Origin of the sequence: Pseudomonas sp. Rh2, from assembly GCF_040762985.1 — a bacterium.
In the GTDB taxonomy this organism is placed as follows: Bacteria; Pseudomonadota; Gammaproteobacteria; order Pseudomonadales; family Pseudomonadaceae; genus Aquipseudomonas; species Aquipseudomonas taiwanensis.
This window is the reverse complement of sequence record NZ_CP142890.1, coordinates 3,893,719-3,916,114: the sequence shown is the minus strand read 5'-3', so window position 1 is coordinate 3,916,114 and position 22,396 is coordinate 3,893,719. Positions and strand designations below refer to the sequence as shown.

The following is a 22,396-nucleotide window of genomic DNA, read 5'->3' as shown; positions in this document are numbered from 1 at the left end:
GCGTGGCCATCTTAGCAGCAGGTGGCCGGGTGGGCTTTGGCGCGGGTCGCCGGCAGCAGGGCCGTTGCCAGGCCCAACAGGGGCAGGAACGAGATCACCTGATACACCCACTCGATGCCATGTCGGTCAGCCAATTCGCCCAAGCCAGCCGCACCGATGCCGCTGATGCCGAACATCAGGCCGAACATCACCCCGGACACCATGCCGACTCGGCCCGGTACCGCTTCCTGGGCGTAAACCACCAGGGCGGCGAACGCCGAAGACATCACCAGCCCGATGGCCACAGCCAGGACTGCGGTCCAGGCCAGGTTGGCGTAGGGCAGGGCCATGGCGAACGGCGCCACACCAAGGAAGGAAACCCAGATCACCGCCTTGCGGCCAATGCGATCGCCCACCGGCCCCCCTGCGAAGGTGCCTAATGCCACGGCCGCGAGGAAAGCGAACAGGTACAGCTGGCTTTGCTGCACGCTCAAACCGAAATGTTGGATGAGATAGAAGGTGAAGTAGTTGGTGAACGAAGCGATATAGACGAACTTGGCGAACATCAACAGCGCGATCACCCCCACTGCGCGACAAATCGCACCGTTGGAGAGCGCGGGTGCCTGTTGCCCGGCAATGCTCTTGAGGCGATGCTGGCCGTGGCGAATCGTCCAGCCGGTGACCCGCCACAGCACCCATACAGCAAGTGCAGCAGCCACCATGAACCAGGCAATGGCCGATTGGCCGTTAGGGATCACGATCAGCGCGGTGAGCAACGGGCCGATGGCCGAACCGGTGTTGCCGCCCACCTGGAAGGTGGACTGTGCCGTGCCGAAGCGCCCGCCAGAGGCCATCCTCGCCACTCGCGAGGCCTCGGGGTGGAAAGTGGCGGAGCCTACGCCGACCACGGCAGATGCCACCAGCAACATTTCATAGCTGCCTGCCGTTGCCAACAGGGCGATGCCGATCAGAGTAATCAACATGCCGCCTGGCAACAGGTAAGGTTGCGGGTGCTTGTCGGTGTACAGGCCAACCCAGGGTTGCAGCAGCGAGGCGGTGACCTGGAACACCAGCGCGATCCAGCCGATCTGGGCGAAGCTCAGGGAAAAGTCTTGTTTGAGCATCGGGTAGATCGAGGGCAGGACGGCCTGGATAAGGTCGTTGAGCAAGTGGGCGAAGGCGGCGGCGCCGACGATACGAACCAGGAAACCCTGAGGTTGATCGACGTGGGCCGTGGGGCGGGCCAAGGTGGCGGCAGAAGTCGTCATGGGCGAAGTTTCTTTTGTCGAGTGAGGACACTGCGGCCTGGGGGCAGACCGCAACAAGGCAGTGCCAAAGGAGGGTATCCAGGGCGGCCTTTGCCTGTCTCACGTCGTACAGACACTCACTGTCGCGATTCGGGCATGCTTGCAGCGAGCTCGCCCGCCAGCAGGTGCATCGTCGCCGCGACGCGCCTGCCGGTGTTTGTTGCGATCAGGCGTGTTCCTTGCTCTCGGGCAGGAACCAGTTCAGCACCAGTGCGCAGATGCCGCCAGTGGCCACGCCCGACTCCAGCACGTTGCGCAAGGCTGCCGGCATGTGCGCGAGGAATTCCGGCACCTGGGCGACGCCCAGGCCCAGCGCCAGCGACACGGCAATGATCAGCAGGGCGCGACGATCCAGTCGGGTGCTGGCCAGGATATTGATACCCGAGGCTGCCACGGCACCGAACATGACCATCGCGGCGCCGCCCAGTACTGGCTCCGGTACCGCTTGAATCACCCCGGCGACACTTGGGAACAACCCCAGCACGACCAGCATCAGGGCGATCCAGATGCCGATGTGGCGGCTGGCGATGCCGGTCAGCTGAATCACGCCGTTGTTCTGGGCGAAGATCGAGCTCGGGAAGGTGTTGAACAGCCCCGCCAGCAGCGAGTTGGCACCGTTGACCAGCACCCCGCCCTTGATCCGTTGCATCCACAGCGGGCCCTCGACCGGCTGGCGTGAGACCTTGCTGGTGGCGGTGACGTCACCGATGGCTTCCAGTGAAGTCACCAGGTAGATCACCAGCATCGGGATGAACAGCGCCCAGGAGAAGCTCAGGCCGAAGTGCAGTGGCGTCGGCACCTGGAACAGCGCGGCTTCATGCATGCCGGTGAAGTCCAGGCGACCAAGGTAGCCGGCCAATGCATAGCCCACGGCCAAGGCGATAACGATGGCGCAGCTGCGCATCCACACCAGTGGAATACGGTTGAGGATCACAATGATCGCCAGCACCACGCCCGACAGCAGCAGGTTCTCGCCGTTGGCAAAGGTGCCGTTGGCCATGGCGGTGAAGCCACCCCCCATGCTGATCAGGCCGACCTTGATCAAGGTGAGGCCGATCATCAGCACCACGATACCGGTCACCAGCGGGGTGATCAGGCGCTTGATGAACGGCAGGATACGCGACACGCCCATCTCGACGAATGAGCCCGCGATCACCACGCCGAAGATTGCCGCCATCACGCTTTCGACCGGCGTGCCTTGCTTGACCATCAGTGCACCCCCGGCAATCAGCGGGCCGACGAAGTTGAAGCTGGTGCCCTGCACGATCAGCAAGCCCGCGCCGAACGGCCCGAAGCGCTTGCACTGGACGAAGGTGGCGATGCCGGAAATCACCAGCGACATGGACACGATCAAGTTGGTGTCCCGTGGCGAGACGCCCAGGGCCTGACAGATCAGCAGGCCGGGGGTGACGATGGGAACGATGATCGCCAGCAAGTGCTGCAGTGCTGCCAGCAGGCCGATCAACAGCCGTGGCTTGTCCTCAAGACCAAGCACCAGTTCATTGGCAGGCGCCGGTGCGCCTGGGCTGTGTTCGTGTGAGCTCATTGCTAAAGCTGTCCCGGAAGAAAAAAGGAGCGCATTCTACAGTGATCGCCCGTCTGGGGCGAACAGGCATGAAAAAGCCCGCCGAAGCGGGCTTTTCAAGTGCGGGCGTGACTGATCAGTCGTCGCGGCCCATGATGCCGAACAGCTGAAGCAGGCTGACGAACAGGTTGTAGATCGACACGTACAGGCTGATGGTCGCCATGATGTAGTTGCGCTCGCCGCCATGGATGATGGCGCTGGTCTGGAACAGGATGCAGACCGACGAGAACAGGACGAAGCCGGCGCTGATCGCCAGTTGCAGGCCGCTGATCTGGAAGAAGAAGCTGGCCACAACGGCACCCAGCAGGACGAAGAAACCAGCGGTGATGAAGCCGCTGAGGAAGCTCATGTCCTTGCGGGTGATCAGCACGTAGGCCGACAGGCCGCCGAATACCAGTGCGGTCATCGCGAAGGCCGAGCTGACCACTTCGGCGCCGCCGCTCATGCCCAGGTAGCGGTTGAGGATAGGGCCGAGGATGAAGCCCATGAAGCCGGTGAGGGCGAACGTGGAAACCAGGCCCCAGACGGAGTCACGCAGCTTGGCGGTGAGGAAGAACAGGCCGTAGAAGCCGATCAGCACGACGAACACGTTCGGGTAGCCGACACGCATCTGCTGGGCAACGAAGGCCATGATGCCACTGAAGGCGAGGGTGAGTGCCAGCAGGCTGTACGTGTTGCGCAGGACCTTGCTGATCTCCTGCTGCTCGACCTGCTGGCCGTGGTGTACGGCGTAATCCTGTTCGCGCATGGCGACACTCCTTGGTGAACCTGTGGTGATGAGACATTCAGATGCAACGAGTCTAACAGAGCTCCTGCAACCCGCGACACAGAGAGTTTGACAGCGTGTTTCATTACGGTATTATGGCCGCCGCAAAACGAGCTGGAAGCGTGGCCGAGTGGTTTAAGGCAACGGTCTTGAAAACCGTCGATGGGCAACTATCCTAGAGTTCGAATCTCTACGCTTCCGCCATATTCAAAGCCCTGATTATTCAGGGCTTTTTGCGTTTTTGGAGGGCGGAAAACCTGACGCTGGAACGGCCAATTTCCCCGCAGCGTTTCGATGGTGTACCGCACCACTGCAGTGAAAAGGATTTCATCGGGTGGTTATCACGATCTCTCAGGCGCGCCAGTAAACAGCCGGCGTGATCCGCTTCTCGGTGTGGCCGCGTAGCTTGCTAGCGTTCGCCAAGGCCTCAGTCTCACTCGTTGCCCTTGGTCGATTGTTGCGGCGTTCGCCCAAGCATCAGGCGACCCTCCTAGGCGTTCACGTCCACAACCAACCGGCCACGAATCTTCCCGTCCATCAGGTCCGAGGCGGCGGCAATCGCGCTCTCCAGGCTGATTTCTTTGATCATCAATGACAGTGCGTCGAGGTTCAACTGATCGGAGAGCTTTTCCCAAGCCTCCACGCGTCGCTCAAATGGCTGAGTGACGCTGTTGATACCAAGCAGGCTTACCCCTCGGAGAATGAACGGTGCGACGGTTGCCGGGAAATCCATCCCCTGAGCCAATCCGCATGCAGCCACCAATCCTTCAGACATCGTGCTTGCGCACGCATTGGCCAGCGTATGGCTGCCGACCGAATCGATCACGGCTGCCCATTTTTCTTTTGCCAATGGACGCCCCGGAGCTGAAAGCTCGGTCCGGTCAATGATGGTGGTTGCCCCCAGGCTTTTCAGATAGGCGTCCTCGCTAGCTTTGCCGGTTGCGGCAGTGACGTTATACCCGGCACCCGCCAGAAGGCTGATGGCGAAGCTACCGACGCCGCCTGTGGCGCCTGTGACCAGCACCGGCCCATGTGCGGGTGTCAACCCATGGCGCTCAAGGGCCATCAGGCACAGCATGGCGGTGTATCCAGCGGTACCGACGGCCATCGCTTGGCGTTCGTTCAGGCGATCAGGGAGAGGAATCAGCCAGTCACCGTTCACTCTCGCCTTTTGTGCAAGTCCGCCCCAATGGCTTTCACCCACCCCCCAACCATTGAGCAATACGCGATCGCCCGGCTGGTACCGCGGATCGTCACTCGCTTCGACAGTGCCCGCGAGGTCGATGCCCGGCACCATCGGAAACTGCCGAACGACTGGCCCCTTGCCGGTGATTGCGAGTGCGTCCTTGTAGTTCAAGGTGCTGTAGGCCACGTTCACCGTCACGTTCCCGGTGGGTAGCTGATCATCCTGCAGCTCGGCGAGTCGGGCCGAATACGTGTCTTCCCGCTTCTCGATGACAATGGCTTTGAACATTGCTTATCCTCGTTTAGACCGGTTGTCTTTAAATGGTTCGATCGAAATCACCGAGTGATTCCCGTCAGAAAACCTTGGAAAAAAATCTCCAGGGGGCGGACATGCTGCGTCAGTCGTGCCCGAAGCACGGCACCCTCCCAGCCAACCCAGAAATAGGCCGCGAGGGCTTTGCAGTCATGCTCGCAAGACACTTCGCCCAGCTTGACCGCTTCCTCCAGGCAGGCAGACAAGCGTTGCTCCCAGTCCTGCAGGGTCCGTTCCAGTTGTTCACGGAAGCTGTCGGGCAGCACCAATACCTCCTGGCCAAGGTTACCTACCAGGCAGCCCCTTCTGAACTGGTACTTGGCCATCCCGACCTTCGCTTCTTCGACGAAGTTGGAAAGTCTTCGCAGCGGTGACACGCTCAGGTCGCTGAAACAGCGATCGAGTTTTCGAGCGAAGTAGTCGGCATAGCGCTGCAGCACCGCCTGGCCGAATGCTTCTTTGCTGTCGAAGTAGTGATAGAACGAGCCTTTGGGCACCTGCACGCGTTTGAGCACGGTGTCGATGCCGGTAGCCGCAAAACCCTGTTCGGTGAGGATTTCCATGCCACAACGCAGCAGAAGCTCCAGCGTTTCGCCATGCTCACGTGCGACTTTGGGGGGCGGCCCCTTCGAGGGATAGGTTGGGCGCTGTTCATGCGTTTTAATTTAGACTGATTGTCTCTAATGTCAACCACCGAGCAACCCGATCCCCGGGACCATCACGTTGGGATGTTCAGCCGCTTGTGCTGGAGCATGGAGGAGAGCAAACAAGTGATGGCCTTTTGAAATCGCCCGGATTTCTCTAGAATCCGCATCGCCTTCATGTGAAGCACACGTAATGATCACGCAAGGAAGTTGATATGCGATTTGTGAAATCCCTTGGCCTCGCCTTGGCAGTAGCCCTGGGGGGATGCGCCAGCTTCACCAAGGACGAAGTGGCTCCGGTGGATTTGCCTTCGATGGCGAGCTACTCGAACAAGCCGAACGTCTACGTGGACTTCGACTTTTTCCAGGGAGACCCGGACACCGCCAACGCCAATGAGGTGCCACAAGCTCGCGATATGCTCAAACCCGAGCTCAAGCGTGTTTTCAACGAGTCAGGCCTCTTTGGCCGGGTGACCTTCGATGAATTCGAGAAGCAGCCTGGCGACTACAACCTTCGACTGAAGGTCTATAACCACGCGCCCGGCGGTGGGCAGATGGTGCTCGCTTTCATCAGTGGTTTCACGTTCACCCTCATCCCGGCACTGGCAACGGATCAGTACACCATGAGCCTGGAAACCCTGGATGACCGAGGCCAGTCTCTGGGCAAGAGTACCAACCATGATGCGGTCAATACCTGGATGGGAATCTGGTTCCTTCCGCTGGTGGGTAACACGCCGAAAGCCGCGGTCACCGACACCTTCAACCGGCAGGTCAATGGACTGCTGAAGAATTGGCTCGACAGCAACCGCACTAAATACTCCGCTGTCCAGGCATATACCCCGCGCAGCTGAGCCCATGGAAAAAGAGCCGCGATGGCGGCTCTCTTTCGTTGATCACTTCAATGCCTGGATGAACTGCGGGTCGCTATACAGGTGCTTGAGCAAGTCTTTGAGCATAGGATTGTAATTGTTCGCCGCGGCGGGGATGGCGATCGGTCCGAAGAAGCTGCTATTCCAGTCATGCTCCACCTGTTTGGTGGTTTCGTACAGTACGTCATTACCTTTGCGCACGGTGAATCGAGCAGCGAGCTCACCATGGCCGTTGGCTACACCGGAGTTGAGTTGACTCTTGATCAATTGAATCTGCAGTTGCCGATCCGCGCGAGGATCAAGCAGTCCGGCATGGCGGAGTTCGTCATTGATCGCGGCTTGGACATGCAGGGGGACGCTCCCTTCGGGGGAGGATATCGGGTTCAGGCGTACCATCAACGACCCTTGTCCGGCGTCGGCTTTCACCTGGGCCTGTTGCACAGGCTGCAGTGGGGCATTTTGCTTGAGCTGTTGGACGTTTTGATAATTTGGCTCATAACGGGCCATGGTCACACCGCAGCCCTGCAAAAACACAGCGCACAGCGGGAGGGTCAGGTAAAACTTCTTCACGGCGGGTCCTTGCGTGAGATGTGGAAAGCAGGATTATCGACAGGTGGCCATATGCCATCAAGTGGCCGGCTTATAAATCGCCAGAGCACCCTTGACCTCGAGTTCACTTGAGGTTGCAGACTCCCGTTCTCTCTCACCTGGAGTCGTCTCATGTCCGTAAAATCGCGCCCCGCGTTCGAGCTGTCCAATCCGCCTGGCCTGTATGATCCGAGCAACAACGGCTATTCCCACGTCGCATCAGTGGCCCCTGGCGCCAGGCTGTTGTTCATCGCCGGGCAAGGTGGTGAGGACGTCGAAGGGCGTCTGCCTGCGGCGTTTTCCGACCAGGCCAGGCAGGCGCTGGCTAACCTGGACACTGCGCTTCGATCACAAGGATCGAGCTTGAAACAGGTGTTCAAGTTGACCTTGTTGATTGTCGATCATGATGAGCATCGCCTACACGATTGGGTGACGGAAGCGAACCGGGTCTGGCGGGAAGGGCATCCGGTCTGCACTCTGATTCCGGTGCCTCGGCTGGCATTGGATGGAATGCTTGTGGAGATCGATGCGGTGGCTGCGTGTAGCTAAAGGGCCCATCCAGTCAGCGAAGGCGATGACTGTTCGCTTTATGAGCGGCGAGTCGCTTGGCCCGTATGATCTTAACCCGTTACGCCGCCTGACGAATTGCCCATAAAAGTTTTACGCAGAATTTACTCGAATTTGAATGGGCGCATCCGATACTGCGCAGTGCTAATTCGGAGCTCTCCTGTGATGTCCCTGGCAGCAATTCGGCTTATCGGCTTCATCTTGGGTATTTTTCTGGTCACACTGGCCGTAAGCATGGCCATTCCGATGATCACACTGGTGGTCTATGAGCGTAGCGACGATCTCTCGGCTTTCCTCAGGTCGAGTTTGGTTACCCTCATTTGTGGTCTTCTTTTGATCATACGGGGGCGCCCAGACACTGCTCATCTTCGCCCCAGGGACATGTACCTGCTGACTACCGGAAGCTGGGTAGTGGTATGTACTTTCGCAGCGCTACCAATGGTGTTCATCAGCGATATTAGCTACACCGACGCATTCTTTGAGACGATGTCCGGCATCACGACCACTGGTTCGACGGTCCTCACGGGCCTGGATAGTTCGTCGCCCGGCTTGCTGATCTGGCGCTCCATGCTGCATTGGTTGGGTGGCATCGGATTCATCGGCATGGCGGTGGCGGTCCTTCCCATGTTGCGAGTGGGTGGCATGCGTCTGTTCCAGACAGAGTCCTCGGACTGGTCGGATAAAGTGACGCCACGCTCCCATGTGGCCGCCAAATATATTCTGTTGCTCTATCTCGGGCTGACGAGCATCGGCGCGTTGGCGCTCTGGCTCGCTGGAATGACGCCATTTGAGGCGGTCAACCATGCGATGTCGCTAATCTCCACTGGAGGATTTTCAACTTCGGACGCCTCCCTTGGCCACTGGGTGCAACCAGCGATCCATTGGGTGGCGGTCGTCATCATGATTCTGGGCAGCCTGCCATTCACTTTGTACGTCACGACATTGCGGGGCAATCGGCGCGCGCTGCTCAAGGATCACCAGGTGCGCGGATTCCTTGGTTTCTTGTTGGTTACGTCGCTGGCTGTGGGTACCTGGCTGTATTTTCACAGCGACTACAGATGGTGGGATGCATTTCGTATCGTGGCAGTGAATGTGACCTCGGTCGTGACGACCACCGGCGTTGCGGTTGGCGACTACACCTTATGGGGAAGCTTCGCAGTCTTGCTGTTCTTTTATTTGACGTTCGTCGGTGGCTGCTCCGGTTCAACGGCAGGCGGTCTCAAGATCTTCCGGTTTCAGGTTGCAGCGGCTCTGCTGCTCAGCAACTTGAAGCAGTTGATTCATCCTCGAGCCGTGATTCAGAAAAAGTACAATGGCCATCCTATCGACGAAGAGATCGTGCGCTCACTTTTGACCTTTTCGTTTTTCTTCACCATCACGATTGCCGTCATCGCGCTGGGCTTGTCGCTCATTGGCCTTGATTGGACAACGGCGTTGAGCGGTGCCGCTACGGCGGTATGTAACGTCGGGCCAGGACTGGGCACCATCATTGGACCGGCAGGCAACTTCTCGTCGCTACCGGATGCCGCCAAATGGTTACTGACCGTTGGAATGCTTCTGGGCAGGTTGGAAATCCTGACTGTATTGGTACTTGTAGCTCCAGTTTTCTGGAGATATTGAGCTGCGTGCCGAGCGTGGCATGGCGGTTCACACCACGTCTGGCGTGACGGCACTGTAAAGGTATTGAAAAGGTCGTAGTGGCCAGCTACCGGCCCATCTTTGCGCCCTCTAGAATCGCGGCGCTGCCCCCTGTACCCCTGGTGGCAGCGTCTTTGCCTTTTGGAGCGTTTTGATGAAGTTCAATCAAATTGTCCGCGCAGCTCTCGTAGCCGCCCTCGTTTCCACGCTTTCGGGCTGCTGGATGTTCATGCCCCCGGGCGGCGGCGGTGGGCATGGCGGTGGGCATGGTGGCCCTGGCGGATTCGGCATGGGTGGCGGGCCTGGCGGCGGTCCTCGCTAAGGCCAGTCAGTACCGCAATTGCCATTTGCCCTGTCAGGATGCAACAGGGCAAGTGGCGCGCAGAATCTGCACAGTCCTTTCAACCTCGCACCAAGTGCACCGCCAACCCGGCAAGCGCACAGGCCATCAGCACCTGAATCACGCCCCGCTTGAAGCGGAACAGGGCCACCGCCGCGGCCACGGCAATCAAAGCCGATGGCCAGTCCAAGGCCCCTGCCAACCCTTGCGGCCAGAGCACGTGGTAGCCGAAGAACAGCGCCAGATTGAGGATCACGCCGACGACGGCCGCGGTGATTGCCGTCAGCGGTGCCGTGAATTTCAGTTCGTTATGGGTCGATTCCACCAACGGGCCGCCGGCAAGTATGAACAGGAACGACGGCAGGAAAGTGAACCAGGTCACCAGGCAAGCCGCCACCGCACCGGCCAGAAAGGCCTGATCGGCGCCAAACATCGGCTGCACGTAGCCTCCCACGAAGCCGACGAAGGCGACCACCATGATCAGTGGTCCTGGCGTGGTCTCACCCAGGGCAAGGCCATCGATCATCTGCGTTGGGGTCAGCCAACCGTAGTGGCTCACCGCACCTTGGTACACATAGGGTAAAACCGCATAGGCCCCACCAAAAGTCAGCAGGGCAGCCTTGGTGAAGAACCAGCCCATCTGCGTCAGGGAACCTTGCCACCCGAACAGCGCGCTGAGCACAGCCATGGGTAGCCCCCACAGGGCTGCGCCGAGGGCGATCAGCATGGCCAGGCGTGACCAGCGAAACCGAGCATGCTCAGGGGGCGGGGTGTCGTCGTCGATCAGCGCGGGGCCGGCTGATGCGCTGGCTTTGCCGTGGCCGCCAGCGTGGCTGAATCGCTGTGGTGCCAGTCGCCCGCCGAAGTAACCGACGATTGCCGCACCGAGCACGATCAGCGGGAAGGGGAGGTTGAAGGCGAAAATGGCGACGAACGAGGCCGCCGCGATCGCCCAAAGCCAGCTGTTTTTCAACGTGCGCGAGCCAATGCGGTGAGCGGCCTGGACGACGATGGCGGTGACGGCGGGTTTTATCCCGTAGAACACCCCGGCCACGATGGGCACTTCACCGAAGGCGAGATAGACCCAGGACAGTCCAATCAGGATGAACAGCGAGGGAAGGACGAACAGCACCCCGGCAATTACGCCGCCCCAACTACGGTGCATCAGCCAACCCAGGTAGGTGGCCAATTGTTGCGCCTCCGGGCCGGGCAGCAGCATGCAGTAGTTCAGGGCGTGCAGGAAACGGCGTTCGGAAATCCAGCGACGGCGCTCCACCAGTTCCTGGTGCATGATCGAAATCTGTCCCGCTGGGCCACCAAAACTGATTAAGCCCAACTTCAGCCAGAAGGCCAGGGCTTGCCAGAGGCTCACTTGCCGGGCGGGGTGTTGAGCGTTATGCGCATCGGATTGCGTCACGTCGAGGATTCCCCTTGTCGAGTTTGGACGGCCGCCCGCGATCTTACCTGAAGGACGATGATCTCAGCAGGCCACGCCATGCGCTCCGCCTTGGTGCGCGCGAACGTCACTGCACCGATTCGATGCGCGCCGGTGTGCGCAGCAAACCCTTCAGCCCGTGGCGTTGTCGCTGCAATGGCCCCTCGGTGGTTCGTTGGAGCAAATCAGTTAGCAAGCTCACGAGTTGGCGCGCTAATTGCTGTCGCTTCGCCACTATCATGTCGCGGATGGGGATATAAATGTCGCTTGCAAGCAATTCCATGGCGTTGTCCGCTAGCGAAAAACGCTGGTTACCCTGGTTCGGCAAGACCGGAAAGCTCTCCATGGGTTGGGCCTGCCGGCTCAACAGGACGAGCTACCCAGTGATCGAGCAGACCTTCGAAGCCATCGCCCAAACCCGTGTGCGTTTGTTGCAGAGTTGGGCGCGCGAGCAGTGGGATCACCTGGCGGAACTGGCCGAGCGGGTGGACGGCGATCTTGCCCAGCTCGACCGGGCAGCGTTGGTCGACAAGCTCGGTCAGGCCGAAGACTTTTCCGAACTGTTCGTTGTCGATCGCCACGGTTCCGTCATCGCATCGACCTGGGCGCAGCGCGGTAGCTCGCAGCTGGAGCGCACGGACGCCCTGGCGCAGGGTTTGAAGGGCGCTTTCCTGCATGGGCCCTACAGCGATCCGCTGACGTTGCAGATCGGCCCCTCGTCGTCCCGCTTCCATGATGCCGTGACATTGATGTTCTACCAGCCGCTGATAGTGGCCGGCAAAACCCTTGGCTGCCTCTGCGGTCGTGTGCCCAACGATGTGCTGGGTGATCTTATCCAGCGTGAAGCCGGGCACATTTTCACCGAGTCGGGCGACAACTACCTGTTCATGGCGCAGTCGTGTTTCGACCCGAGCATAGAGCCAGGTACGGCGCTGTCCCGTTCGCGTTTCGAGGACGGCACCTTCACCCATGGCGAGAACCTCAAGAGCGGCGTGCACACGCCCTGGTCCACGGTGCGCATCGAGCGCCACACCGAGCTGGAACTGCGCTTTACCGACCCTGCGACCCAGCAACTGCACCCCGGTGTGCGCGAAACCATCCGCTGCGGCTCCAACCTCTTCGTGACGTACCCAGGGTACTCGGATTACCGCCATATTCCGGTGGTGGGCAAAGGCATTACGTTCCAGTTGCCAGGCTCACCGGATCGTTGGGGCATGATGTGCGAAGCCGACCTGGAGGAGGTCTACCGCCGACGCTCTCTCACCCATGGGTTGATGAAACCCTACATCGCCACCATGGCCGGGTTGTTTGGCTGCAATGTGTTGGTCCAGCACTACGCCGGGCTGTCGCAGGGCATGCAGGACGTGGTCATGCTGGCCAGCCTTTTGTGCGCCGCTGCGCTTTTCCGCACCCTGGGGCCAAAGCGTCTGGCCGCACGGTTGAGCGGCATGACCGAGGTGTTGAGAGCCATCGCCGAGGGTGAAGGCAACTTGCGCCAGCGGCTGGATATTACCGCCATGGCCAATGATGAAACCGGTGACATGGGGCGCTGGATCAACAGTTTCATCGACCGGCTCGACTCGGTGGTGGGCCAGGTGGTGAAGGCCAGTCGCAATGTCGGTTCGACCAACCAGATGATGCTTGGGCGTAGCCAGCAAGCCGGGCTGACTTCCGGCGAGGTGGCCGAAGCCGTGCACCAGATGATGCTCATCGTCGAAGACCAATTAGGCGAAATCCAGCAAGCCTCTGCCAGTGCCGAGCAGATGAAACAGGCCATGGATGAAGTGGTCAGCCGCGCCCGTGAGCAGTTCGCCTCCGTACAGCAGGGCACCCAGTCGATTCGCGACGTGGTGCAGCGCTCGTCGTCGAGCGTGCAGTTGCTCGACAATCGCATGACTCAGATCGGCAACATCACCGGGTTGATCAGCGAAATCACCAGCCAGACCAACCTGCTGGCGCTCAATGCAGCCATTGAGGCGGCGCGTGCCGGTGAGCATGGGCGCGGTTTCGCCGTGGTGGCCGATGAAGTGCGTGGCCTGGCGGCGCGCACCTCGCGAGCAGCGGAGGATATTCGCCAGCAGATCGAAGGCTTGCAGTCTGAGACTCAAAAGGCGGTCAGTTTGATGGAGGAGGGCGTCAAGGACGTGGATGACAGCTTGCGTCTGGCTGAAGATGCCTCGTCGGAGAACGTCCAGTTGCACCAGGCGGTGGAAGGCATGTTCACCATTATCCAGCAGCTCAATGCACGCAGCCTGGCGTGTGGCAAGACCATCGAGAAAGTCGACCAGTGCTCGGCAGAAATGCGTCAGACGGTGGTGGTGCTGCAGAGCAGTGCGGAAACCGTGAAGGTCAATGCCAACAAGCTGCAGAAGCTGGTGGGGCAGTTCGAGGTGACCGGTAAGCACGGGCGGGCGGCTGCTTGAAGCGCAGCCAGGTGCTTGTTCAAGTTAGGCTTTCGAGCTGGCGGGAGAAGTAGCGTCCCCGCCGACTCGCTTTCAGGGATGGACCAGCCCTCACTGCAAGGTCGGCGGCTTCATGGCCTTGGGTAGATTGCCGATCACTGCTTCGATCCTGGCTATTTGCTCCGCCAACTCCGCTGCTTTCTGGTCGTCGCCCTGCGCCCGCAGGCGATCACGCTCCCGGCGCAGATTCAGTAGGTTCTTTTGCAGTGCCAGGGCAGATGAGTTGAACGGTTCCATGTTTCTCTCGTGCTGAAGGCATCCGTGCCGTTGTAGGAAAACTGGACCGTAACAGCTCAATCTTTCGGATGAAACTGAGGTTTCATACAGGCTTGCGACGAGAGCTAGAAAATTCCTACTGCTCACCGGTAATGCATCCTACAAACCTGGCGCGAGTCTTTTTCTATTTATGTGCGCAAGAAGGCCGACCGGCGCCGGTCTCTGCTGGATTTTCGGGCGTTTGGGCCGGGCGGCGCTTTTGGCGGGGAGAAGGAGCCTTGCCCGCGAAAGACGAAATGTTATGTAGCAATTCGTCCCGAGGTGAAGCGGGTGCAGTGGCTGGGAGCAGGTGTACGGCGCGGTCAAATCAACGGCGGCGCGCCATCTGATCTGGTTTTTTTCGACGAACCTGAATCTGTAACCGTATCAGTCAAAGTCCGACAATGCTCTTCGTCCCGACAACACACTGTAGAGGTTCCGATGGGTAAGCTTGCGCTGTTTCTGGGTGGTTTTCTGCTTCTGACCATTCTGGTAGGCATCTTGGGGACCATTCCGCCAAGCTGACCTGCTTTCACCCACGGCCCATCGCCTTGCGCAGATGGGCCACCCTGGCTTGCGGTGGTATCGCCACCTTCCCAGCACGGGGAAATCTGTCCACAAAAAACGTGGGTAGGTCTGTGGATAAAGTGCTGTAAGCCAAGCTGGCGGCGGCCTCTGTTAAATTGAGCAGATTTTGAACAGCCCTTACCGGGGCGCCCCCGCAACCGATTTACCTGCATGGCGCAAGGCCTTCAGCAGGTCACGAACCCGAGCGGGTAATTCGCCTGCAGCGTACAGGGCGTGCATTTGCGGGTCCTGCCCGGTGCTGGAAGTCAGCCGATAATGCGGGCACACCCGCACCAGCCGCCCGGTCTTGACCTGAGGTTCCCCGACCCAGTCCGCCAGCCGGGCTATGCCGGCACCCGCCAGGGTGCTGTGAAGCACTGCATCACCTGAGTCCAGGCGCAGGCGTGGATGCGTCCGTAGGCTGGTGATCTGGCCGTCGCGACAGAAGTGCCAGGCTTTGAGGATGCGCGGGGCGGTGTGCAGGACGAGCGAGTGGCTGGACAGGTCTTCGAGGCTCTGTGGCGTGCCGGCGCGCGCCAAATACGCCGGGCTGGCGTAGAGGTGGCGGCGGTAGGACCATAAGGGATAACCGATCAGTTCGCTGGATTGGGGAAACGCACCGCGCACCACGAAATCGAACTTGCCCACCACCGGGTCTAGCGCTTCATCGCTGTATTGCACGTCCAGGGTGACTTGTGGGTGCTTGGCCGAGAACGTCGCCAGTACGTCTGGCAGCACGTGTTCGGCCAGTAGTTTTGGCACGGCGAGGCGTATCCATCCCTGGGCGGTACCGCTAAGCGCCGCCAACTCGTCGGCGGCATCACGTTGCACATCCAGCAAGCGCTCGGCATGGGGCAACAGTCGCTCACCGGCCTCGGTGAGGGTCACGACATTGGCATTGCGGTTCAGCAGTTTGCTCCCTGCGTTGTCCTCCAGCGTCTGTACCGCCCGCGTTACCGCGCTCGGCGAGCGGCCCAGGGCGCGTGCGGCGGCGACGAAGCTGCGCTTGTGCGCAACGCTGACGAATGCCTGGATTTCCCTGAGCATGTCCAGTGCCATGGCAGTGACCTCATTGCAGTTTTCGCAATATGGCATTTCACCACAAGTGCCGCGCTTTGATTAGCCTTGCAGCGTGACCCCACTGCCTGGAACCGCGTGATGATGGATATTGCTGTGCTTTCTGTGTTCGCTTTTGCCGCCGGACTGATCGATGCCGCAGTGGGGGGGTGGGCTGATCCAGATTCCGGCCTTGTTCAATGTGCTGCCCACGGCACAACCGGCTGCGCTGTTGGGCAGCAACAAACTGGCGTCGGTGTGCGGCACAGCCTTCGCCGCGCGCTCGTTCATTCGCAAGGTGACCCTGGACTGGGGGCTCATCGTGCCGGCGGCGTTGAGTGCTTTCGTCATGTCGTTCGCCGGTGCCGCCACGGTGTCGCTGGTACCGCCCAGCGTCATGCGTCCGGCGGTGCTGGTGCTGATCGTGCTGATGGCGATCTACACGTTCCTCAAGAAGGACTTCGGCACCCTGCACAAGCCCGCACGCATCGGTCGCAAGGAGCAATGCCTGGCGGTGCTGATCGGGGGAGCGATCGGTTTCTACGATGGGCTGTTCGGGCCGGGTACAGGCAGCTTCCTGATCTTCCTGTTCATCCGTTTCTTCGCATTGGATTTTTTGCATGCCTCGGCGTCGGCCAAGGTGGTTAACATCGCCACCAACCTCGCTGCGCTGGTGTTCTTCGTGCCCTCGGGCAATGTGCTATACGCCATTGCCCTGCCCATGGCGGCGTGCAATATCCTGGGGGCGCTGACCGGCACCTGGCTGGCGGTGCGCAAAGGGGTGTCCTTCGTGCGCGGGCTATTCCTGATCTTGCTGTGCGTGCTGATCGCTAAGTTGTCCTGGGACTTGTTGGCGGCCTGATTCAGCCCTGATCGCGCAGCGGCTCGGCCTGTTCGACGCGGTTGCGACCATGGGCCTTGGCCCGGTACAGCGCCAGATCGGCGCGGGCCAGCAGTTCGTCGAGGCTAGGGGCGGGTGCGTCTGCGGCGCAGCCGTCCAGGCCGATGCTGACAGTGATCTGCAAGCGTACATCGGCCTTCACCACATGCAGGTCCTGCACGGCGCGACGCAGACGCTCGGCGGTGAAGCGTGCGCGATCCGGGGCCAGGCCTGGGACAATGACCACGAACTCTTCACCGCCCATGCGCGCCAGCAGTTCGCCTTCGTGCAGTTGGTCCTGCAGGGTGCGAGCGAACTGGCGTAGCACTTCGTCTCCCACCCCGTGACCATGCCTGTCGTTGATCGACTTGAAATGGTCGATGTCGAGCATCATCAGCGTCAGTGGCAACGCCTGGGCATGTTGTTGGCGTCCTTCGAGCAAGGCGTTGGCGCGGCGGGTGAAGGCGCTGCGGGTAAGTACGCCGGTGAGGTGGTCGATGGTAGCCTGATGCGCAAGGCGAGCGAGCAGGCTGCGATTGGCCTGGCTGACGCAGGCCACCACTAGCGGTCCGAGTACCAGCATGGCGATACCCAGGCGCGCCGACATCAGGGTGGTCACCCCCAGTTCGCTCTGCGGCAGGCTGAAATGCATGAGGTTTTGTGCCACGGCGACGATCAGTGTGCTGCCAGCGGTGAGCGCTAGCAGGGACACCAAAAAGGGCGAGTAGGTCCAGGCACACCACAGCAGCGCCGCGATTGGAAACGCGATGGCCCCCGGCCCACCGAAGCCAATGCTCAGGGCCAGGGAGGCGAGCAGCACCAGCAAGGGTGCCAGGCGAATGGCGTGGGTGCGGCTTCGGGGCAACGCCCGCGCGGAAGGCGCGGTAAGCAGCACCGGCAGCACCAGGATGCTGGTAGAGAACTGCTCGCTGAACCAGGCCAGCCACGTCGAGCGCAACGATTGCTCGAACCACGGCGTGGCCATGGCCGATGCCATGCTGGCTGCCACCACGGCACCGGCCGCGCAGGCGCCGAACAGGCACAGCACGCCGTGCGGTGTGCGCATGCGCCAGTGCACGCGAGGCAGGCGGGAAAGCAATCGCCAGACTGTCACCACCACGCCAAGGTTGCACAAGTTGAACCATAGCGCCGGCGTCCAGGCACTGCCACTGGCAATGTCTGCCGTGACCATGGCCACCCAGATCAGGGCAAAGCCGATCAGGTTGGCCTGGCGTGGGTTACGCAGCAGCACGCCCGCCAGAACCGCATTGACCGGCCAGAACAGCGACAGCGATTCGATGGGCCGGGCCAGGATTCCACCCAACGTAAGGGCAAAGGTCAGGCAGAACAGAGCGGCATAGGGCAACAAGCGCGAATGGGCTGGATAAACCATGAGCTCGACCGGCAAGCAGGAACGGAATCCAGGACAACGGCTGCAAGCACCTGGGGCAATAACGTATCAGTGTGTTTCGGGAGGGTCGTTGATGTCAATCTGCCGCGATCCTGGGGAATGATGCCAGATTGACTTCATTCTCCTCCTGATCGCGTCACAGTCCGAAGAACCACGGCACCATCACCACGGTTACCAGCATCACCAGCACGGTGAATGGCACACCTACTTTCACGAAGTCGCTGAACCGGTACTGACCCGGGCCCAGTACCAGGGTATTGACCGGGGACGACACTGGCGTCATGAACGCCGCCGATGCGGCCAAGGCCACGGTCATGGCGAACGGGTAGGGTGACATGCCCAGTTGGCTGGCGGTGCTGATGGCCACTGGCGCCATCAGGACTGCCGTAGCGGTGTTGGAAATGAATAGGCCGATCAGCGCGGTGACGGCGAACAGGCAGGCGAGAATGGCCATGGGACCGGCGCCTCCCAGCACGTTGACCAACCCCCCAACGGCCAGGTCTATGCCACCGGTTTTCTGCAGGGCCTGGGCGAATGGCAGCATGCCGACGATCAGCACCAGGCTTTGCCAATGGATGGCCCGGTAGGCGCTGTTCATGTCGATGCAGCGGCCCGCGCCCATCAAAAGGCAACCGATCAGGGCGGCAATGACGTTGGGCACGACGCCGCTGACCATCAACCCGACCATCACGGCCAAGCTGATCAGGGCATAAGGCGCACGGGAGCGGGCTGGGGCCACTTGGTCGATTTCCGCGGGCAGGCTGAGCACCAGGAAGTCGCGTGGCTGGCTTTGCAACTGGCGCACGGCCTTCCAGGGCCCAACCACCAGCAAGGTGTCGCCAAGGCGCAGTTTTTCCTCCACCAACTGTTCTTCGATGGCCGCTTGCTCACGCCGCAGACCCACCACGTTCAGGTCATAGCGCGAACGGAAGGCCAGTTCCAGGATGCTCTGGCCGATCAGTTGCGAACCCGGTGGCAAGGAAACTTCGGCCATGCCGATTTCCTGGGACTGGTCGATGAAATAGGCCGCCTTGAAATGCAAGGGTTCCAGTTGCATGGTCTGGCACAGGCTGCGCAAGTCGTCGCGGTTGGCGAACAGATCGAGCAGCAGCACATCGCCTTGGTGCAGGACGGTGCCGGAATCGGCAGAGAACACCCGGGTGGTGAACTTGTGCTGGCGTTCGATGCCGATCACGTTGGCGCCGTGCCGGGTCCGCAGTTCCAGCTCGCCCAGGGTGTGGCCAATCAGCGGGGAGTGGGGGCGGATGCGCAGGCGCCGTTCGCGACCGTTGAGTTTGTAGTCCAGCACGAGGTCAAGCAGGGTACGACGGCTTTCCACCCGGCCATCCTTGCGAACTTCGCCGTTGAGCCAGTGACGTGTAAGCAGCATGTAGCCGATGCCGAGCACCAGCACGACCAAGCCGAATGGGGTGAAACTGAAGAAGCTGAACCCCTGCTCGCCAGCGCGCACCAGTTCGCTGTGTACCACCACGTTGGGCGGTGTGGCGACCAGGCTGAGCATGCCGCTGATCAGGCCGGCGAAGCTCAGAGGCATCATCAGGCGGCTGGGCGACAGCTTCTGGCGCGCGGCGATGCTCAGCACCACCGGGATGAAGATCGCCACCACCCCGGTCGAGCTCATCACCGAACCCAAACCGGCCACTGCCACCATCAGTAGCACCAGCAGGCGGGTTTCGCTGTTTCCGGCCCGTTCGCTCATCCATTCACCGATGCGCAGGGCGATGCCAGTGCGTACCAAGCCCTCGCCAATGACGAACAGGGCGGCGATCAGCACCACGTTGGGGTCACTGAAACCGGCCAAGGCCTGTTCCACCGTGAGGATGCCCGAAAGCGGCAAGGCAAGAATCACCATCAGGGCCACCACGTCCATGCGTGGGCGGTTGACGACGAAAAGAATGATGACGAGGGCCAGCAGGCCGAGGACCCAGAGCAGCTCTTGGTTCATGGGGAGAGGGCGTTCCTTCACACAAAGGGGGCACGTAAGACAGTAGCAGTCAGTGTGCCAGCCGCAGAGGAAGGGGTGTTGATGTGCTGCAGGGTTTTGCGCGGACAGGGGGCCGGGTAGGCCCCCAGACGAACCGGATCAGTGACGGTGACGGTGGTGCTTGCGGTTGTTGTCACCCAGGTGGTTGCCGATGGCACCACCGGCCGCGCCGCCCAGGCCGGCACCGACGGTCGAACCGGTCCTGCCGCCGACCGCACCGCCCAGCAGCGAACCGCCCGCCGAGCCCAGGCCACCACCGATAGCGGCTTCGGTACGGTTGCCTTTGCGTGCGCCTACGGCGCTACCCGCTGCGCCACCCAGGCCAGCACCAATGGCTGCGCCGGTCCTGCCGCCGATCGACTGGCCGACAACGTTGCCCAAGGCACCACCCAGACCACCGCCAATGGCGGCAGTACCGTCACCGGCGAAAGCGCCCTGGCACAGCAGCAGGCCAAGGGCAAGGGAAGGCAGAGTTAGACGCATGATTTGAACCTCAAAGGAATCATCGGGGTTAGGTGCCACGCAACGGGTGGCGGGTCAGGGTTGGAAGACGTTTCAGCGGTAGTAGCGGTCACGGTAGCGACGATCATCGTCGTCGTCCCGATCATGGCGATGGTGGTGACGGTGGCCACGGTCGTCGTCGCGCCAGCCATCGTCGTCACGGTAATGGTGGCTATGGCAGCCGGCGACGAGCAGGACGGCGGCGATCAGCGAGAGGCTTGCAAGGCGAGTCATCACGGTATAGGTCCTTGATCCGCAAAGGTTTACGGTGCACTCCCTGAGACTGGAGTCGGTTCATTTGGTTTCCTTGCCGCGCAATATTTTTGTGGTGCAGTCGATGAGCGGCGTGCTTTGCGGTTGCTGTTATGTCCCGCTCGGTCATGGCTTGTCGGCCGGCCGACCCTTAGACTTCAACACAGGCCGCAGCGAAGACGGCCAGTTGCCAACATGGTGAATCACGATGATCGCCCACACTCCCACGCTGTTCGCCGCCGTTGCCCTGGTCGCGATCATCCTGGCGTTCTGTTTGCTGTTGGTTGGCCAGTCCAATCGGCGCGACAACTTGTTGCTGACCGGCTGTGGGCTGCTCGCCCACGCCTTGGCGTACGTTTGCTACACCGTTTACGGCCATGCGCCGCTGTGGCTTTCCTACGGGCTGGGCAACAGCTTGTTGTCCCTGGCGCTGGCGTTCTATTCGGCCAGCCTGTTCCGCATTCGCGAGCAGGTCGTACCCTGGCGGCTTTTGTTCATCATTCCAGTCATCATGCTGACCGGGTTGATGCTGCTGCTCGACACCCTTGAGCCACGCATGTTGCTGGCGACCCTGGTGTTGGTGGTGCAGTGTTCGATGATCCTTTATTGGTCCAGACGCTACGTCGAGCGGCCCGGCAGGGCGCATTTGCTGCTGCAGATCGGCGCCATGATCAGCCTGATCGGCCTGGGCATGCGGGCGCTGGCGGTCGTCAACGGTCATGCTGTCGAAATGCGCTATGACGTCAGCAACCTCAAGCAGAGCATTTCCGTGGCCATCGGCACGGTCACGGTGATGATGTATTCCATCGGCCTGGTGCTGATGGCCAAGGAGCGCAGTGAGTCGCGCTTGCAGCACTTGGCCCTGCGTGATGTGTTGACGGGCACCTTCAACCGCAGGGCGATCCTCGAACGCTTCGCCGTTGAGCTGGACCGTGCCCGAAACGAGCGCAGCAGCCTGGCGGTCGCCATGATCGACATCGACCACTTCAAGCGCATCAATGACCTGCATGGGCACCTGGCCGGCGATGAAGTGTTGTGCCATTGCGTGCGTGAACTGCAAATGCGCTTGCGGCTGAGTGACAGCCTTGGGCGTTATGGCGGTGAGGAGTTTCTGTTGCTGTTGCCGTGTACCGACCGCGAAGGCGCGATGGCCACCTTGCAAAGCCTGCGTGAAACCATCGCCCGCAGCCCGGCGTGTTTTGCCGGTGACGAAATTGCGCTGCGCTTCAGCGTGGGCTTGTGGTGCGGCATTCCCGGACCGCATGACAATACCGCCAGTCTGCTGGCCCAGGCCGACGCGGCGCTGTACCAGGCCAAGGCCGGTGGACGCAATGCCGTGCATATGGCGGTGCTGGTGGATACGGGTTGAAGCAGGCCATTCACGCCTGCCGCTCGCCAGTGCTAGAGTCGCGTTCTTTTTTGCCCTGAGGATGGAACATGCGAGCAATTGTGCCGATGGCCGTTGTGCTGATGCTGGCCGGCTGTGCGTCAGCAACCATGGATGCGGCGCGCAGCGCCAAGCCCACCGCGCAACTTGACTCGCACAAGGCACCTGAGTTGGTGTCCCAGTGCATCCAGTTCAGTTGGCAGGAAGAGTCGGTGTTCGGGGTCGATGCCAGCGGATATCTTGAGCCGCGCAAGCAAGGCGGCTTCACCGTCTACACCCGTGAGGCCGAGTCGTTCGTGGACGTCTACCCACAGGCCGGAGGCACGCGCGTCGATTACTATGCGCAAAAGAATGACAGCCTGGCCCTGCAACGCCGTGCAGCCGCGGCGACCTGCCTCTAAGCT

Annotated in this window: 20 protein-coding genes, 1 tRNA gene and 1 pseudogene; 8 read left to right on the top strand and 14 right to left on the bottom strand. The window is 60.9% G+C overall.

Annotated features, from left to right (window positions below; translation table 11 throughout):
- Window positions 1-11: 11 nt before the first annotated feature.
- The 3 genes from VXM67_RS17970 to VXM67_RS17960 all read right to left on the bottom strand — a co-directional run bounded on the left by VXM67_RS17970 (window position 12) and on the right by VXM67_RS17960 (window position 3,619).
- Window positions 12-1,247, bottom strand: coding sequence for an MFS transporter (locus VXM67_RS17970; protein WP_023381314.1), 1,236 nt, complete (start codon window positions 1,245-1,247; stop codon window positions 12-14).
- Between the two features lie 205 nt (window positions 1,248-1,452).
- Window positions 1,453-2,832 (bottom strand): nucleobase:cation symporter-2 family protein, encoded by a 1,380-nt coding sequence (locus VXM67_RS17965; RefSeq protein ID WP_023381313.1) that lies wholly within the window; start codon window positions 2,830-2,832, stop codon window positions 1,453-1,455.
- 115 nt (window positions 2,833-2,947) lie between these two features.
- The gene (locus VXM67_RS17960) at window positions 2,948-3,619 is read right to left on the bottom strand and encodes a Bax inhibitor-1/YccA family protein (protein WP_023381312.1); all 672 of its coding nucleotides are present in this window, start codon (window positions 3,617-3,619) and stop codon (window positions 2,948-2,950) included.
- A gap of 134 nt (window positions 3,620-3,753) precedes the next feature.
- Here VXM67_RS17960 and VXM67_RS17955 point away from each other — a divergent pair.
- Window positions 3,754-3,841 (top strand) — tRNA-Ser (locus VXM67_RS17955).
- Window positions 3,842-4,127: 286 nt separating this feature from the next.
- On the opposite strand, the gene VXM67_RS17950 is transcribed toward VXM67_RS17955, so the two are convergent.
- On the bottom strand, window positions 4,128-5,111 hold the full coding sequence (locus VXM67_RS17950; RefSeq protein ID WP_027908191.1) for an MDR family oxidoreductase: 984 nt from the start codon (window positions 5,109-5,111) through the stop codon (window positions 4,128-4,130).
- 47 nt (window positions 5,112-5,158) lie between these two features.
- Window positions 5,159-5,698 (bottom strand): TetR/AcrR family transcriptional regulator, encoded by a 540-nt coding sequence (locus VXM67_RS17945; protein ID WP_023381310.1) that lies wholly within the window; start codon window positions 5,696-5,698, stop codon window positions 5,159-5,161.
- A gap of 296 nt (window positions 5,699-5,994) precedes the next feature.
- On the opposite strand from VXM67_RS17945, the gene VXM67_RS17940 reads away from it, so the two are divergent.
- On the top strand, window positions 5,995-6,630 hold the full coding sequence (locus VXM67_RS17940) for a hypothetical protein (RefSeq protein WP_023381309.1): 636 nt from the start codon (window positions 5,995-5,997) through the stop codon (window positions 6,628-6,630).
- Window positions 6,631-6,672: 42 nt separating this feature from the next.
- On the opposite strand, the gene VXM67_RS17935 is transcribed toward VXM67_RS17940, so the two are convergent.
- Window positions 6,673-7,218 (bottom strand): hypothetical protein, encoded by a 546-nt coding sequence (locus VXM67_RS17935; RefSeq protein WP_023381308.1) that lies wholly within the window; start codon window positions 7,216-7,218, stop codon window positions 6,673-6,675.
- Between the two features lie 150 nt (window positions 7,219-7,368).
- Between VXM67_RS17935 and VXM67_RS17930 the strand changes: the two genes are divergently transcribed.
- Window positions 7,369-7,785 (top strand): RidA family protein, encoded by a 417-nt coding sequence (locus tag VXM67_RS17930; RefSeq protein WP_023381307.1) that lies wholly within the window; start codon window positions 7,369-7,371, stop codon window positions 7,783-7,785.
- 183 nt (window positions 7,786-7,968) lie between these two features.
- On the top strand, window positions 7,969-9,423 hold the full coding sequence (locus tag VXM67_RS17925) for a TrkH family potassium uptake protein (RefSeq protein WP_023381306.1): 1,455 nt from the start codon (window positions 7,969-7,971) through the stop codon (window positions 9,421-9,423).
- Between the two features lie 419 nt (window positions 9,424-9,842).
- Here VXM67_RS17925 and chrA read toward each other — a convergent pair whose 3' ends face one another.
- Window positions 9,843-11,153, bottom strand: coding sequence for a chromate efflux transporter (chrA, locus tag VXM67_RS17920; protein WP_244880986.1), 1,311 nt, complete (start codon window positions 11,151-11,153; stop codon window positions 9,843-9,845).
- Window positions 11,154-11,304: 151 nt separating this feature from the next.
- Window positions 11,305-11,499 (bottom strand): hypothetical protein, encoded by a 195-nt coding sequence (locus tag VXM67_RS17915; RefSeq protein ID WP_148299920.1) that lies wholly within the window; start codon window positions 11,497-11,499, stop codon window positions 11,305-11,307.
- Between VXM67_RS17915 and VXM67_RS17910 the strand changes: the two genes are divergently transcribed.
- Window positions 11,477-13,639 carry a methyl-accepting chemotaxis protein gene (locus VXM67_RS17910; RefSeq protein WP_027908187.1) on the top strand — a complete coding sequence of 721 codons (2,163 nt, stop codon included), beginning with the start codon at window positions 11,477-11,479 and terminating at the stop codon, window positions 13,637-13,639. The two genes, VXM67_RS17915 and VXM67_RS17910, sit on opposite strands and share 23 nt — an antisense overlap.
- Before the next feature lie 90 nt (window positions 13,640-13,729).
- On the opposite strand, the gene VXM67_RS17905 is transcribed toward VXM67_RS17910, so the two are convergent.
- On the bottom strand, window positions 13,730-13,915 hold the full coding sequence (locus VXM67_RS17905; protein WP_023381302.1) for a hypothetical protein: 186 nt from the start codon (window positions 13,913-13,915) through the stop codon (window positions 13,730-13,732).
- A 723-nt stretch (window positions 13,916-14,638) separates the two neighbouring features.
- Window positions 14,639-15,559 carry a LysR substrate-binding domain-containing protein gene (locus VXM67_RS17900; RefSeq protein WP_023381301.1) on the bottom strand — a complete coding sequence of 307 codons (921 nt, stop codon included), beginning with the start codon at window positions 15,557-15,559 and terminating at the stop codon, window positions 14,639-14,641.
- Between the two features lie 99 nt (window positions 15,560-15,658).
- On the opposite strand from VXM67_RS17900, the pseudogene VXM67_RS17895 reads away from it, so the two are divergent.
- A pseudogene (locus tag VXM67_RS17895) lies at window positions 15,659-16,418 on the top strand (sulfite exporter TauE/SafE family protein).
- 1 nt (window position 16,419) lies between these two features.
- Here the strand turns inward: VXM67_RS17895 and VXM67_RS17890 are convergent.
- The 4 genes from VXM67_RS17890 to VXM67_RS17875 form a co-directional block, all read right to left on the bottom strand.
- On the bottom strand, window positions 16,420-17,844 hold the full coding sequence (locus tag VXM67_RS17890; RefSeq protein WP_023381299.1) for a GGDEF domain-containing protein: 1,425 nt from the start codon (window positions 17,842-17,844) through the stop codon (window positions 16,420-16,422).
- A gap of 139 nt (window positions 17,845-17,983) precedes the next feature.
- Window positions 17,984-19,813, bottom strand: coding sequence for an SLC13 family permease (locus tag VXM67_RS17885; protein ID WP_104883475.1), 1,830 nt, complete (start codon window positions 19,811-19,813; stop codon window positions 17,984-17,986).
- A 138-nt stretch (window positions 19,814-19,951) separates the two neighbouring features.
- Window positions 19,952-20,335, bottom strand: a complete 384-nt coding sequence (locus VXM67_RS17880; protein WP_023381297.1) for a glycine zipper domain-containing protein — start codon at window positions 20,333-20,335, stop codon at window positions 19,952-19,954.
- Between the two features lie 72 nt (window positions 20,336-20,407).
- On the bottom strand, window positions 20,408-20,587 hold the full coding sequence (locus VXM67_RS17875) for a hypothetical protein (protein WP_023381296.1): 180 nt from the start codon (window positions 20,585-20,587) through the stop codon (window positions 20,408-20,410).
- A gap of 226 nt (window positions 20,588-20,813) precedes the next feature.
- On the opposite strand from VXM67_RS17875, the gene VXM67_RS17870 reads away from it, so the two are divergent.
- Together VXM67_RS17870 and VXM67_RS17865 are read left to right on the top strand one after the other, a co-directional pair.
- Window positions 20,814-21,974, top strand: coding sequence for a GGDEF domain-containing protein (locus tag VXM67_RS17870; RefSeq protein ID WP_023381295.1), 1,161 nt, complete (start codon window positions 20,814-20,816; stop codon window positions 21,972-21,974).
- Between the two features lie 68 nt (window positions 21,975-22,042).
- Complete coding sequence (locus tag VXM67_RS17865; RefSeq protein ID WP_027908182.1) at window positions 22,043-22,393, top strand: hypothetical protein; 351 nt, start codon at window positions 22,043-22,045, stop codon at window positions 22,391-22,393.
- Window positions 22,394-22,396: the final 3 nt, after the last annotated feature.

Excerpts from the sequence above, each read along its gene's own strand:
- VXM67_RS17970 (WP_023381314.1), bottom strand. The coding sequence starts at position 1,247 with ATGACGACTTCTGCCGCCACCTTGGCCCGCCCCACGGCCCACGTCGAT.
- VXM67_RS17915 (WP_148299920.1), bottom strand. The coding sequence starts at position 11,499 with ATGGAATTGCTTGCAAGCGACATTTATATCCCCATCCGCGACATGATA.
- VXM67_RS17960 (WP_023381312.1), bottom strand. The coding sequence starts at position 3,619 with ATGCGCGAACAGGATTACGCCGTACACCACGGCCAGCAGGTCGAGCAG.
- VXM67_RS17880 (WP_023381297.1), bottom strand. The coding sequence starts at position 20,335 with ATGCGTCTAACTCTGCCTTCCCTTGCCCTTGGCCTGCTGCTGTGCCAG.
- VXM67_RS17925 (WP_023381306.1), top strand. The coding sequence starts at position 7,969 with ATGTCCCTGGCAGCAATTCGGCTTATCGGCTTCATCTTGGGTATTTTT.
- VXM67_RS17945 (WP_023381310.1), bottom strand. The coding sequence starts at position 5,698 with ATGGAAATCCTCACCGAACAGGGTTTTGCGGCTACCGGCATCGACACC.
- VXM67_RS17875 (WP_023381296.1), bottom strand. The coding sequence starts at position 20,587 with ATGACTCGCCTTGCAAGCCTCTCGCTGATCGCCGCCGTCCTGCTCGTC.
- VXM67_RS17965 (WP_023381313.1), bottom strand. The coding sequence starts at position 2,832 with ATGAGCTCACACGAACACAGCCCAGGCGCACCGGCGCCTGCCAATGAA.
- VXM67_RS17910 (WP_027908187.1), top strand. The coding sequence starts at position 11,477 with ATGTCGCTTGCAAGCAATTCCATGGCGTTGTCCGCTAGCGAAAAACGC.
- VXM67_RS17950 (WP_027908191.1), bottom strand. The coding sequence starts at position 5,111 with ATGTTCAAAGCCATTGTCATCGAGAAGCGGGAAGACACGTATTCGGCC.
- VXM67_RS17940 (WP_023381309.1), top strand. The coding sequence starts at position 5,995 with ATGCGATTTGTGAAATCCCTTGGCCTCGCCTTGGCAGTAGCCCTGGGG.
- VXM67_RS17870 (WP_023381295.1), top strand. The coding sequence starts at position 20,814 with ATGATCGCCCACACTCCCACGCTGTTCGCCGCCGTTGCCCTGGTCGCG.
- VXM67_RS17900 (WP_023381301.1), bottom strand. The coding sequence starts at position 15,559 with ATGGCACTGGACATGCTCAGGGAAATCCAGGCATTCGTCAGCGTTGCG.
- VXM67_RS17905 (WP_023381302.1), bottom strand. The coding sequence starts at position 13,915 with ATGGAACCGTTCAACTCATCTGCCCTGGCACTGCAAAAGAACCTACTG.
- VXM67_RS17885 (WP_104883475.1), bottom strand. The coding sequence starts at position 19,813 with ATGAACCAAGAGCTGCTCTGGGTCCTCGGCCTGCTGGCCCTCGTCATC.
- VXM67_RS17930 (WP_023381307.1), top strand. The coding sequence starts at position 7,369 with ATGTCCGTAAAATCGCGCCCCGCGTTCGAGCTGTCCAATCCGCCTGGC.
- VXM67_RS17865 (WP_027908182.1), top strand. The coding sequence starts at position 22,043 with ATGCGAGCAATTGTGCCGATGGCCGTTGTGCTGATGCTGGCCGGCTGT.